Origin of the sequence: Gordonia sp. UCD-TK1, from assembly GCF_001691435.1 — a bacterium.
In the GTDB taxonomy this organism is placed as follows: domain Bacteria; phylum Actinomycetota; class Actinomycetes; order Mycobacteriales; family Mycobacteriaceae; genus Gordonia; species Gordonia hongkongensis.
The window spans coordinates 71,998-84,720 of sequence record NZ_LZMP01000068.1 but is presented as its reverse complement, the minus strand read 5'-3'; the positions used below and the strand labels follow the sequence as shown (position 1 = coordinate 84,720).

Sequence of the window (12,723 nt, the reverse complement as noted above, 5' to 3'; positions counted from 1 at the left end):
AGGGCGTCACCGTGCACAACACCACGATGCCCCGATTTGGTCCCGACACACGAGAGGGCCGCCGCCCACCAGGTGGACGGCGGCCCCGCGCCGCGGCGGACCACCGTCAGCCCACGACGTCACGCCCGAAGATCTGCCGAGCGAGCACCCAGCGCTGCACCTCGCTGGCACCCTCGTAGATCTCGCCGATCTTGCTGTCCCGGTACACCGCCTCGACCGGACCCGACGAGTCGTCGTCGCCCAGCTCCTGGGTGAACCCGGACCCGCCGAACGCCTGGACCGCGTCGCGCGCCATCTGGACCGCGACCTCGGTACCGCGCAGCTTGGCCATCGCCGCCTCCGGTTCGGGGAAGCGCGTGCCGGAATCGAGCCGCATCGCCGCCTTGATGTAGAGGTCCCGCGAGATCGCGATCTCGGTCGCGCGGTCGGCCATGAGGAACTGCCAGTGCTGCCGGGCTGCGAGCGGTGCGCCGAACGCCACCCGGGTGCTCAGGTGTGCCGCCGTCCGGTCGAAGGCGGCCTGCGCCATACCGACACCCGCGGCCGCGATCCCGATGCGCCCGTAGGTCAGCGTCTGCAATGCGACCTTCAGCCCGCCTCCCTCGGTCCCGAGAAGGGCCTCCGGTCCCAGCCCCACGTCGTCGAGGTGCACGTCCGCGGTGATCTGCCCCTTGTTCCCGAGCTTGCGATCGGGCGTGCCCACCCGGACGCCCGGGGTGTCGGTCGGGACGATGAACGTCGAGAGCCGGTCACCGGTGCGCGCGAGCACCACGACGAACGCGGCGACAACGGAGTTGGTGATCCAGCGCTTGCGTCCGTTCAGCACCCAGCCGTCGCCGCGGCGGTGCGCCACGGGCCGGACCGCCTCGGGTGAGAGATCACTCGACGCGGCCGGCTCGCTGGTGGCGAACGCGCCCACGATCTCGCCGGCGACGACCGGTGCCAGCCACCGGCGGCGCTGCTCCGGCGTGCCCCGGTTGACGGCGTTGCCCGCGAGGATGCAATGGACGTCGAAGATCGCGGCGACGCTGTTGGAGAAGTACGCCAGTTCTTCGACGGCGGTGGCCGTCGCGGTCGCCGGGTGGGCCAGTCCGTCGCCGCCGACGTCGGCCGCGAAAGGGATGCGGTAGATCCCCGCCGCGGCCAGCCGATCGAACACGTCGCGCGGGAAGCCGTCGAGCCGTTCGTCGCCCCGCGCGATCCGATCGGCCACCGGGGCGACGTCGCGGAGCGCGACTTCCCGAACCCGGCGGCGGACCACCGCGACCTCGCCGGCGACACGAGGTCGTGGTACAGGGTGTCGGCGATCCGCGGTGGCTGGTCGGGCACGTTCGTCGGACGACGACACCGCGGCGATGTCGATGACAGTCAGGGAATCTCCCGATCAGACCGGTGCGTCGGCCCCGGCACGCGACCTCTCGATCTCGTCGGGCACCAGTTCGACGACCGCCTCGACCTCCGGCGCGGGTGCACCCGGCCCGAAGTCGGCGAACGCCGTGATGTGCTCGTCGAGCGGAAGCGGATTGGGGGTGCCGTAGGTGAAGTAGGTCTCCCACGGCAGCTTCGCGCCGCCGACGGCCAGACCGGTGTCGATGTCGGACATCTGCCAGGTCTTCGTCTCGGCCGACGGATCGAGATGCAGATATCCGGACTCGCCGAACAACTCGATGCGGTTGCCACCCGGTTCGAACACGTAGAGGAACTGCCCCTGGGTGATCCCGTGCCGGTCCGGACCGGCTTCGATGCGGATGTCGTACTCGCGGAACATCTCCACGGCGTCGATGTTGTGCTGACCCGTGCCGTAGTAGAAGGCGAGGTGATGCAGTTTGCCGCGCCCGCCGGTCATGTCGCGCATGCAGGCGACCTCGTGGCCGAGGATGTTCGAGCTCATCCAGGCGCCGATCTCGACGTCACCGTCGACGACGCGCTCGGTGGTTCGGAACCCGAGGTGGCGTTCGAACTCGGTCTTGAGCGCGGTGACGTCCGAGGCCATCAGGTTGAGGTGGTCGATGCGCTTGACCGGAATCCCCTGCAACGGCTTCTTCGACGGCCGGGTGAGGATCTTGCTCTGCAGTTCCGGTGGCGCGACGTAGGTCTCGGCTTCCCACACCAGCGCGAAGTCGTGACCGTCGGCGGTCTTGTACGCGAGCGTCTTGCCGTAGCCGAACTCGTCCTCGTGCCACGAGGTCTCGATGTTCCCGCCCTGCAGCGAGGCGGCACGGCGTTCGAGCGCCTCGGGGGAGCTGGTCCGCATGCCGGCATGGCCCATCCCGGGTTCGGCGGACTCGGTGATCTTCAGACTCCACGGGTAGGGGTCCTCGTAGGCCCGGAGGTAGACGGACTGGCCTTCGCGCTGGGTGACATACATGCCCAGGAACCTGGTGAAGAAGTCGAGGGTCTCCTGGGGCTTGGGGCTCAACAGTTCGGCTCGCGCGAGGTGCGCGACATCGAAGCGTGCGGCGTTCTCGGTCATCGGTTCTCCTGTGGATCGTGCGACACCGGATCTCGGTGGCTGCTGGCTGATGGGCCTCAGCATGGCGACGAGTTGTGACTGCCGTCACCGCCATTCGGGATATCCGAACAACGGTGCCGCCGATGCGCTCCGCGTTCGGACTGCCCGTGCCTTGGCCCCGGAGACGGCAACCGCTCCTTAGGTTCGGTGTCGAGCACGCCGACGGCGACCGAGACCGAACGTGAGCACGAGCAGAGGAGACATGCGATGAGCCGGTTGACCGCCGCCATTGTGGGATCGGGCAACATCGGGACGGACCTGATGTACAAACTGCTGCGGTCCGAGTACGTAGAACCGGTCCACATGGTCGGGATCGATTCCGCCAGTGAGGGTTTGCGCCGGGCGCGCGAGGAAGGACTCGAGGCGTCGGCCGAGGGCGTGGACTGGTTGCTACGGCAGTCCTCGCCCCCCGACCTCGTCTTCGAGGCCACCTCCGCCAAGGTCCACGCCGCCGTCGCGCCCCGCTACGCCGACGCGGGGATCACCGCGATCGATCTGACGCCCGCCTCGGTCGGCCCTTACGTCGTCCCCGCGGTCAACCTCCGCGAACACGTGAACGCGCCCAACGTGAACATGGTGAGCTGCGCCGGGCAAGCCACCATCCCGATCCTCTACGCGATCAACCAGGCCGCCGACGCCGCCTACGGAGAGATCGTCGCGGCCATCGCGTCGGCGAGTGCGGGTCCGGGAACGCGGCAGAATCTGAGCGAGTTCAGCGAGAAGACGGGGCGCGCCCTGGCGCAGGTCGCGGGAGCGGACCGGGCCAAGGCGATCTCGGTGATCAACCCGGCCGAACCGCCGATGAACATGCGCGACACGGTGTATGCGAAAGTGCGCAACCCTGATCCCGTGGCCATCGAACGCGCCGTGGTCGACATGGTCGCCGAGGTCCAGCGCTACGTCCCCGGTTACACCCTCAAGCTCGTCGACACCGATGGCGATCTGGTGACCGTGATGCTCGAGGTCGTCGGCGCCGGCGACTTCTTACCCACGTACGCAGGCAATCTCGACATCATCACCGCGGCCGCCGTGCAGGTCGCCGAGGTGATGGCGCAGGAGAGGGCCGCGACAGCGGCACTTCAGACAGGAGCACTGCGATGACCAGCCAGTCCCCGGCCCGCGGGCCACGATCGGTCACCCTCGTCGACACGACGCTGCGTGACGGGATGTCGAGTGTCTCGCACCGGTTCACCACACGCGACGTCGCCGCCATCGCGGCCGGCCTCGACCGGGCCGGCGTCCCGACAATCGAAGTGGCACACGGCATCGGTCTCGGTGCGTCGTCGGTCCAGTACGGCTTCGCCGCGGCCACCGACCCCGAGTACGTGCGCGCCGCCGTCGACGCGGTCGACAACGCCGACATCGCGGCCCTCTACGTACCGGGCATCGCGACGCTGAACGAACTGCAGGCGGCGGTGGACGCCGGCATCTCGACCGTCCGCGTCGCCGTCCACTGCACCGAAGCCGATTGCGGGCAGCAGCCTGTCGAATGGGCGAAGGAGAACGGTCTCACCGTGATGACCTTTCTCATGATGAGCCACAAACTCGAACCCGACGCACTCGCCGAGCAGGCGGCCAAGCTCGACTCCTACGGCGCCGACGTCGTGTACGTCGTCGACTCCGCAGGTGCGCTCGTCCCGCGGCAGGCCGGCGAGCGGGTCGCGGCACTGCGCGAGGCGATCTCCGCGGACATCGGTTTCCATGCCCACAACAACCTCGGTGTCGGGATCGCCAACGCGCTCACCGCCGCCGAGAACGGCGCCACCTACATCGACGGCTCGCTCCGAGGGCTCGGCGCGAGCGCGGGCAACGCCCAGACCGAAGTCCTCGCCGCCGCATTCGAACGCGCCGGCTGGGACACCGGCGTCGAGCTGTTCCCGCTCATCGACACCGCCGAGAACGTCGTGGCCCCACTGATGACCGAGCCGCAGATCGTCGACGAGACCGCTCTCGTACTGGGATACGCCGGGGTGTACTCGACGTTCTTCCACCCCACCAAGCGCGCTGCGAAGAAGTTCGGGGTCCCGGCCCGGGACATCCTGCTCGAACTCGGCCGGCGCGGGGTGATCGGCGGCCAGGAAGACATGATCATCGATGTGGCCTCGGAACTCGCGGGCCGCACGTACGAGACGCCCGTCGCGGCAGAGGTGTGACGCAATGACTCTTTCCAGCCATCTGACAAGCACCGATCAGAACGGTACCGCCGAGGTCCGCCACCTCATCGGGGATGAGTGGCGCACAGCTTCGGACGGTGCGACGTTCGAGTCGCGCGACCCGCATGACGGCACGTTGCTCGCGCGGGTGGCGCGCGGCACCGCCGACGACGGTCTCGCTGCGATCGACTCTGCCCGAGCAGCTTTCGACGACGGGCCGTGGCCGCAGATGTCGGCCAAGGAACGCGCGGCGATCCTGCATGCGGTCGCCGACGCAGTCGACGACCACCGAGAAGAGCTGGCGCAGCTCGAGACCCGCGACGGCGGCAAGACGATCACGCAGTCGCTGCATGCCGAGATCCCGCGGGTGGCCCACAATCTGCGGTTCTTTGCCGATTACGTCTCGATGGCCGCGAACGAGGCCTATCCGGACGGCGACCTGCTGTCCTACGTCCTCTATCCCCCCGCCGGGGTCGTGTCCGCGATCAGTCCCTGGAACGCACCGCTGATGCTGGCCACGTGGAAGATCGCGCCCGCGTTGGCTTTCGGCAACACCGTCGTCCTCAAACCCGCGCCCCAGACCCCGTTGACCGCCAATCGGTTCGCACAGATCGCACTCGAAGCCGGCCTGCCCCCGGGGGTGCTCAACGTCGTCCACGGCTTCGGGGGCGAGGCCGTCGCGGGGCCGCTGACGTCCGATCCACGCGTCGACCGCATCACCTTCACCGGGTCGAGCGCCACCGGCGTGAAGATCCTGCAGGCGGCCGCGGCGAACCACACGCCGGTCTCGGCCGAGATGGGTGGCAAGTCGGCCAACATCGTGTTCGCCGACGCCGATCTCGATGTGGCCGTGCCGATGTCCCTTCGGGCCATCTTCGGCGGCAACGGGCAGGTCTGCCTGTCGGGTTCGCGACTGCTGGTGCAGAACTCGATCCGGGAGGAATTCGTCGAGCGCTTCGTCGAGGAGGCGCGGAAGCTCGTGGTCGGGGACCCGAAGGACCCGACGACGTTCATGGGGCCGCTCATCGAGCAGCGGCACCTCGACAAGGTGCACAGCTACGTCGAACTCGCGCAGGATGAAGGCGGCAAGATCATCACCGGCGGCGAACGACTCACCGACTCCGATCGGGCGGGCGGCTTCTACTATCCGCCGACCGTCATCACCGGCCTGACCAACGACTCCCGTACGGCACGTGAGGAGATCTTCGGTCCCGTCGAGACGGTTCTGGGCTTCGACACCGAAGAGGAGGCGCTGCGCATCACCAATGACTCCCCCTACGGTCTCGCCGGAATCCTGTTCACGCAGAACCTCGATCGGGCTCATCGGATGGCGGCTCGCTGGAAGGCCGGCACGGTGTGGATCAACACCTTCTTCGAACGCGATCTCCGACTGCCCTTCGGCGGCGAGGGCATCAGCGGCCTGGGTCGCGAGGGTGGCCAGTACTCCCGGGAGTTCTTCACCGAGCCGCGCGCGGTGACGCTCCGCATCCGGAAGTAGGCCCGTGTTGGGAACAGGAACCGTGCCGGCAACCGAGACATGCGTCGTCGTCGGCGCGACCGGCGCGATGGGGACCGTGATCACACGACGCCTGGTGGCGCGGGGGATGCGGGTTCTCGCGGTGGGGCGTCGTGCCGACGAACTCGAACGGCTGTCCGCGACAGACGATCTCATCGTCTCGTGCGTCGCCGACATCGCCGAGGACGGCTCCGTGGACTCGATCCGCGGACATCTCGAAGGAACCGTGCGGCTCGCGGTGTTCGCGGCCGGCCTGCCGGTCCGAGGCTCCGCGGACGCGATCGAGCCGTCGCTGCTGGCCACCGCCGCCAACATCAAGGTGGCCGGCACTGTCCGGTTGCTGCGAGCCGTCCGCGACCATCTCGCCGAGGGCTCGCGGTTCGTCGCGGTCGCGGGTTCACTCGGACTCGAGCCGGGCCCCCTCGACGCGGGCCCGGGCACCGCCAATGCCGCGTTGTTCAATCTGATGCGACAGATCTCGGCACTCTATGGACCCCGGGGTGTCACCGTGCACACCATCGCGCCCGGGCCCATCGACACCCCTCGGCTCCGCGCCTTCGTCGACACCGAATCGCGTGAGACCGGTGCCGCGCCGCAGGAGATCTGGGACAGGTACACGGCCAAGACCACGCTGGGTCGCCTGCCCACACTGGACGAGATCGCCTGGCTCGTCGAGATGTTGCTCGAGCCCCAGGCCGCCGTGCTGCACGGCAGCGTCCTCAACGCCGACGGCGGAACTCGCCACGGCATCCAGTAGCCCGGTCCGAAACGGACGCAGGCACTTCCCGAACGGAGCCAACATGCCGGTTGCACACTTCCACATCCCCGTCGGCAGCGCGTCCACCGAGCAGCGCGCCGCTCTGCTGACCGCCGCGAGTGCGGCCTACTCCCGCATCCTCGACTCACCGATCGAGCGGGTACGCGCCTTCGTCGTGCAGTACGACCCGACCGACCTCGCCGTCGGCGGACAGCTCGTCGCCGACGGCGGGTCAGCAGCCCCCTATTTCACCGCCATCGTGCTCGCAGGCCGTCCGGCGCAGCAGCGTTCGGAACTTCTGGCCGCGTTCACCGATCTCGTCGTCGAGCACCTGGACGTTGAACGCTCGGGCGTCCGTGGACAGATTGTCGAGGTGGCGCCGGAGAATTGGGGCATCGCCGGCGTGCCGGCGAGTGATGTCCGGGCGTCGGAGATCTCGATTCGTGCTGCTCGCCATACTGCTCCCTGAGCCGCAAGGACCACACCCACTGGTCCCCGGGGTGCGAGGAGCGCTAGCGACGAGCGACCCCCGCTCCCTGAGGCGCGAGGAGCGCACGCGACGAGCCTCGAAGGGCCGACAACCGCACCTGCTGGTATCTGTAGCGAAACTTTCTGCTAACTAGCATCTTTCGCTACACGATCCCCGCGGCCACGGCGCGTTTCACACTGTGGAGTTGTCAAAGGTCATGTGGCATCGGAGTCGACGCCGGCGGGTCTGGTGGTCGGGGCAGTGACTAGACGAGGGCGTCGTCGAGTCGCATGGCGCGTCGGTGCGACGGTGTCGTCGAACGCCCTGGTCATCTTCGCTTCCGGACGTGCCCACGGAACCAACTCAGTCTTCACATCATGGCGAGGACACTGCACACGCTTGGCGGGCAACTCGAGGAAGCACCGCCAACCGCCCATGTCGAGATGTCGCCACCGTCGCGGCGCCGCAGGTTGATCGTAACCAGGGCAGCGCTTCTTACAGTGCGGGCACCGTGATCGTGCGTTCTTGTGCAGTTCCAGCGACACGACCACCATCTGCCCGCGGTCATCCTCATCGAACCTGACACCCACAACACGGGCACGCTCGATTCCGAGCAACTTCTGCAGTACTCTGACAGTGCGCAACGCCCACTCCTTTGGTCTTGTTCTTCGCAAATCAAAACCTAAGCGAGACTGGGCGTTGCGTGCGTTAGGCTCGCGAAAAGGAACCCACTTCGACGTCAGAAGAGCCCAAAACGTTCGACGACGAGACTTATCCACAACCCGATTGCCGACGAATGTGCCTGTCAGGCAATGTATGTCACACACGCCCCAGCGGTGAACCGTGGTGGACTGTAGTGAACAGAAACCCCACCAGTCACACAGGAGTCACGTCTACGACCCACCAACCATCGTCCTGGAGCTGGAACGAAGTACTTCCGCCAACCTGGCCAGTCGCTGCAACGCATCCGGCTCGCCAGACCCTTCGTGACGCGCCCTCCGCAAGCTCCGCGCGCTCCTCAGGGAGCAGAGCTGACGCGCCCTCCGCAAGCTCCGCGCGCTCCTCAGGGAGCAGAGCTGACGCGCCGCGTCACCAACAGACTTCAACTCGACTCCTAGACTTCGATCGAAGTCCATCGGTCGAGTTGAAGTCTGCCCGTCGCCGGCCGGACCGCAGGTATAGCGGTCTTTTCGGATCAGGGAGCGGGGGTGTGGGCGCAAGATGGTCTCCCGCGCCTCACGATTCCGTGATCGCCGCCTGGCGTTCGGCCACGGTGACGTCACCCGCCGACCAGTGGGTGGGCGGGACCTCGCGCACGCACACGCGGATGTTCGCGACCGGGGCACCGATCGCACGATGGGCGGCCGCCGTCAGTTCCCGCATCAGTGCTCGCACCTCGTCGGGTGAACGCCCCTGGGCGATGGTCACATCGATGAACGGCATCTCAACCTCCGGCGATCGTGATGGAGCCCAGCGTGGTGAAGTGCGCTGCGACCCGGCTGCCCGGTTCCACCGCGACGGCGTCGGTCATCCCCCCGGTGAGGACGACCCAGCCCGCTTCCAGGGTGACGCCCCGCGCGCCGAAGGTTTTGGCGGCGAACGCCAATGCCTCGGCAGGATGACCGAGCACCGCTGAACCCGTCGCGGTGGCGACGATGTCACCGTCGACTTCCAACAGGCACGCCTCGAGCCCGAAGTCGACGTCCGCGATGTCGCGGATGACCGGGCCGGTCACGTAGACGCCGGAAGAGTTGTTGTCGGCGACCGCATCCTCGAGGGTGAACTTGAATCCGGAGTACCGGCTGTCGATGATCTCGATGGCGGCCATCGCATAGTCGACCGCGGCGAGTGCTGTGGCCGCGGTGACACCGGGACCGGTGAGGGGCCGCCCGAGCACAAAGGCGATCTCCGGCTCGGCGCGCGGATGGATGAGTCGCTCACGCGGAACCGGCAGACCGGCGGGCAGCACCATCGCGTCGGTGAGCCAGGCGACCGACGGTTCGTCGACGCCCATCTGTTTCTGCTTGGCCCGCGATGTCAGGCCCAGCTTGATCCCGGTCACGGTCTCTCCGCGCGAGCGCCGATCGGCGAGCGCGATGTCCTGAGCCGCATAGGCTACGTCGAGGGTCAGGCCCGGCCACTCGTGTTGGATCGAGGTCCGCGCCGTCCGCGAGCGTTCGGCGGCGAGCAGCGTGCCGGCGACGCGGGCCGCACTCCAATCGCCGATTGCGTTGTCTGTCACGTCTTCTCCTGATGGTTCGAGGACACGAGCACTCACGCGCCGGCCAGCACCGCGGTGACGCTGCCAAGTCCGGCGATGGTGGCGACCACGGTGTCCCCCGGTGCGACCGGCACGGCCGCGGTCATCGAACCGGGCAGGACCACGTGGCCTGGTTCGAGGGTGACACCCAGCGGCCCGACCGTGTTCGTCAGCCACACCAGCGCGTTGATAGGGGATCCCAGCACCGCACCACCGGCGCCGGTGTCGACGAGTTCACCGTTCACATGCAGGTTGCAACCGGCCATCCGCAGGTCGACGTCGACGAGAGGCACCGGCCGTCCGCCCAGGATCACCCCGCCCGACGACGCATTGTCGGCGATGGTGTCGAAGATGCCGATCTGCCAGCCGCGGATGCGCGAGTCCACGATCTCCAGTGCGGGGAGCACGAAGTCGACGGCCGCGGCGGCCTCTGCGACCGTGACCCCCGGCCCGCGAAGCGGTTTGGCGAGGACGAAGGCGACCTCTGGCTCGATGCGCGGCTGGATGAAGGTGCCCGCCGGGATCGGAGCGTGCTCGAGATGGAACATGCTCGCGGTGAGGTGCCCGAAGTCCGGCTGGTCGACGCCCATCTGCCGTTGGATGGCGCGGGAGGCCAGTCCGACCTTGTGGCCCTTCACCGCATCGCCGTTCTTCTCCCAGTCCTGAACCTGCGCGAGCGCGATCTCGTACGCGGTCGACAGTGGGTGGCCTGCGAACCGCGAGGCCAGGGGTTCGATCGTGGTGTGGTGGCGGTAGGCGTCGAGGAGTGCCTCGGCGGCGGTGCGGACGAGGTCGGCGTCGTCGGCATGGTCGGTCATGAGCGGCATGGTCTTTCTGGGATGAGGGACAGCGACCGCGGGGTCATCCCGCCACCGCGTGCAGGACGGAGACCTCGCGCTCGGGCAGCCGGATGGGCGTGGACACGTCGCCGGACGAGGTGTTCAGCGCGCGTGACGCGTCGGCGGCGGCCGCGATCACCGCACGCCGGAGTTCGTGTTGGGCCGGGATGAATCTCGTCGCGGGCGCGGTGATCGACATCGCCGCCACGACCACCCCCATCTCGTCGCGGATCGGAGCCGCGACGCAATGCACGTCGGGAACGGCTTCGGCCAGGTCGAAGGCGCACCCCCGACGCAGCACACCCTTCAGTTCGGCCGCCAGTTCGTCCGGGTCCGTGACGGTCGACGACGTGTACCGCCGGAGCTGCTTGTCGGTCACGTTGCGGGCCAGCTGAGCCGGGTCGCAGTGCGCGAGTAGCACTTTGCCGACCGCGCTGCAGTGCGCGTCGAGCTGGGCGCCGATCCGGGCGCCGGACACGTTGATGACGTGATTGCCGAGCACCTTGTCGACGTAGATCACCCGGTAGCGTTCCATGACCGCGAGATGGGTGGTCTCGCCGAACTTCTCCGACAGCGCCTGCAAAGCCGGTGCGGCACAGGATTTGACGTCGACCGTGCCCTGCAACGCCTGGTTCAGCTCGACGACCCGCCAGCCGATGCGGTAGCGGCCGCGGGCGCGGCACTGGAGCAGGCCGATGTCGACCAGTGAGGCCAGCAGCGCGTGTGCGCTCGACCGGGGGACGCCGAGCTCACCCGCGACCTCCGACACACCCCACTCCGGACGTTCGACGGTGAACAGATCCAGCACCGGGCCGATCTTCTGGACGGTCTGCAACGCGGCCATCTCAGGGCCCCACCGTCGACTCGTCACTGAACAACATGGTGGCACCGCCGGTGGCGAAGTTCGCGACATCGCCGGCCGCGGCTTGCCCCTCGGGCGAGCCGAGTGCCTGCCCAAGAGACTCTTTTGAATCGAAGTACAGCTCGGCCACACTGTACGAGGCGGGTTCGGTGCCGTCGAGGGACTCGCATTTGCCTGCGGCGAACCGCCGCAGTCCGGGGATGCGGCGAACCAGCTCGGCATGCTCGTTCTCGTAGTGCCGGTCGAAGGCCGCCGGGTCGAGCGGGTGTCCGTAGATCACGGTGAGTCGGTACATGGCTTGCCTTTCGGGTTCGAGCGGGATGTCACGACGCTGCAGTGGTCGCCACGGGTGCCGCCACGGTGAATTCCTCGCGGAAGATGAGACGGGGCGCCATCCGGCGACGTTTGAGCGCCCGGACTCCGGCCTCGATCATGGCCGGTGGGCCACACAGGTACGCGCTCAGCCCTTTACAGCTCCGGAAGTCCTCGACGACCGCGTCGGTGACCATCCCGGTCGACCCATCCCATTGCTCCTCGCTCAGGACGGGCCGGTAGTGGAAGTTGCCGTGCTCGGCCTCGAGGTCGCGGAAGAAGTCGACGTCGTAGAGGTCGTCGCGGCGTCGGCCACCGTGGTAGAGGTACAGCTCGGGGACCAGACCGTGATCGAGCGCATGTCGGGCGATCGACTTGAGTGGGGCGAGTCCGGTGCCCCCACCGATGAGGATGGCCGGTTCGCTCTGTTCGCGGACGAGGTGGAACTGGCCCAGCGGTCCACGGAGTTCCACCCGCTCCCCCACCGACAGCGCGCTGAAGATCCAACCGTCCGTTGCCCTTCCACCGACGGTGCGCTTGACGTGGAACTCCAGGCGCTTCGGTTCCGACGGCGGGTTGGCCATCGAATACTGACGTCCGAGACCGGTACCGGGGATCTGCAGTTCCGCGTACTGACCGGCGTTGAACGACATCGGTTCATCCAGGTCGACGACGAGTCGCCGCGTGTCGGTGGCGATGTCGTCCAGGGCGACGACGGTGCCGTCGAAATCGCGCAGCGGATGCCGTGGTGCGCCATCGTCCGACGCGGTGCCCAGTGGTTCGACGACCAGATCGGAGCACGGCGTGGCCAGACAGCCCAGCGCCAGGCCGGCACACCGTTCGGCCGGCGTCAGCGTGTACTCGGGCGAATCATTGTGCGCCACCTGGCCGTCGAGTACCCGCACCTTGCAGGTCCCGCAGGTACCCTGCGTGCAGGAGTGCGGGAGCCACTCCCCCGCACGTAGGACCGCGTCGAGAACCGACTGGTCGTCGGCGACCTCGAACGGGGTGTCCGAGCCCTGGATACGAACCCGATGTGTGCT

The 12,723-nt window shown here is 67.9% G+C and carries 13 protein-coding genes and 1 pseudogene; 5 read left to right on the top strand and 9 right to left on the bottom strand.

Annotated elements, in window-relative coordinates; all coding sequences use genetic code 11:
• Positions 1–106: 106 nt before the first annotated feature.
• Both A9310_RS22665 and A9310_RS22660 read right to left on the bottom strand, forming a co-directional pair.
• A pseudogene (locus tag A9310_RS22665) lies at positions 107–1,368 on the bottom strand (acyl-CoA dehydrogenase family protein).
• Positions 1,369–1,384: 16 nt separating this feature from the next.
• The gene (locus tag A9310_RS22660; RefSeq protein ID WP_065632485.1) at positions 1,385–2,473 is read right to left on the bottom strand and encodes a VOC family protein; all 1,089 of its coding nucleotides are present in this window, start codon (positions 2,471–2,473) and stop codon (positions 1,385–1,387) included.
• 246 nt (positions 2,474–2,719) lie between these two features.
• Here A9310_RS22660 and A9310_RS22655 point away from each other — a divergent pair, with 246 nt between their 5' ends.
• From A9310_RS22655 to A9310_RS22635, 5 genes are read left to right on the top strand one after another with little or no spacing between them, the layout of a single operon-like run.
• Positions 2,720–3,613: an acetaldehyde dehydrogenase (acetylating) gene (locus A9310_RS22655; protein WP_065632484.1), complete on the top strand. Its 894-nt coding sequence runs from the start codon at positions 2,720–2,722 to the stop codon at positions 3,611–3,613.
• Entirely contained in the window at positions 3,610–4,665 is a 1,056-nt protein-coding gene (gene dmpG, locus A9310_RS22650) for a 4-hydroxy-2-oxovalerate aldolase (RefSeq protein ID WP_058249712.1), read from the top strand. Before A9310_RS22655 ends, dmpG begins: the two co-directional genes overlap by 4 nt.
• 4 nt (positions 4,666–4,669) lie before the next feature.
• On the top strand, positions 4,670–6,163 hold the full coding sequence (locus A9310_RS22645; RefSeq protein WP_139104724.1) for an aldehyde dehydrogenase: 1,494 nt from the start codon (positions 4,670–4,672) through the stop codon (positions 6,161–6,163).
• Positions 6,164–6,185: 22 nt separating this feature from the next.
• Entirely contained in the window at positions 6,186–6,938 is a 753-nt protein-coding gene (locus A9310_RS22640; protein ID WP_083207498.1) for an SDR family NAD(P)-dependent oxidoreductase, read from the top strand.
• Between the two features lie 43 nt (positions 6,939–6,981).
• Entirely contained in the window at positions 6,982–7,407 is a 426-nt protein-coding gene (locus A9310_RS22635) for a tautomerase family protein (RefSeq protein ID WP_065632483.1), read from the top strand.
• Positions 7,408–7,622: 215 nt separating this feature from the next.
• Here A9310_RS22635 and A9310_RS25410 read toward each other — a convergent pair whose 3' ends face one another.
• The 7 genes from A9310_RS25410 to A9310_RS22605 all read right to left on the bottom strand — a co-directional run bounded on the left by A9310_RS25410 (position 7,623) and on the right by A9310_RS22605 (position 12,705).
• Entirely contained in the window at positions 7,623–7,961 is a 339-nt protein-coding gene (locus A9310_RS25410; RefSeq protein ID WP_226514297.1) for a transposase family protein, read from the bottom strand.
• Positions 7,962–8,643: 682 nt separating this feature from the next.
• Positions 8,644–8,850, bottom strand: a complete 207-nt coding sequence (locus tag A9310_RS22630) for a tautomerase family protein (protein ID WP_065632482.1) — start codon at positions 8,848–8,850, stop codon at positions 8,644–8,646.
• 1 nt (position 8,851) lies between these two features.
• Complete coding sequence (locus A9310_RS22625) at positions 8,852–9,649, bottom strand: 2-keto-4-pentenoate hydratase (protein WP_139104722.1); 798 nt, start codon at positions 9,647–9,649, stop codon at positions 8,852–8,854.
• A 32-nt stretch (positions 9,650–9,681) separates the two neighbouring features.
• The gene (locus tag A9310_RS22620; RefSeq protein WP_065632592.1) at positions 9,682–10,485 is read right to left on the bottom strand and encodes a 2-keto-4-pentenoate hydratase; all 804 of its coding nucleotides are present in this window, start codon (positions 10,483–10,485) and stop codon (positions 9,682–9,684) included.
• Between the two features lie 43 nt (positions 10,486–10,528).
• Positions 10,529–11,350: an IclR family transcriptional regulator gene (locus tag A9310_RS22615; RefSeq protein WP_065632481.1), complete on the bottom strand. Its 822-nt coding sequence runs from the start codon at positions 11,348–11,350 to the stop codon at positions 10,529–10,531.
• A gap of 1 nt (position 11,351) precedes the next feature.
• Positions 11,352–11,663 (bottom strand): EthD family reductase, encoded by a 312-nt coding sequence (locus A9310_RS22610; RefSeq protein ID WP_065632480.1) that lies wholly within the window; start codon positions 11,661–11,663, stop codon positions 11,352–11,354.
• 28 nt (positions 11,664–11,691) lie between these two features.
• The gene (locus A9310_RS22605; RefSeq protein WP_139104727.1) at positions 11,692–12,705 is read right to left on the bottom strand and encodes an NADH:ubiquinone reductase (Na(+)-transporting) subunit F; all 1,014 of its coding nucleotides are present in this window, start codon (positions 12,703–12,705) and stop codon (positions 11,692–11,694) included.
• Between the last annotated feature and the right edge of the window lie 18 nt (positions 12,706–12,723).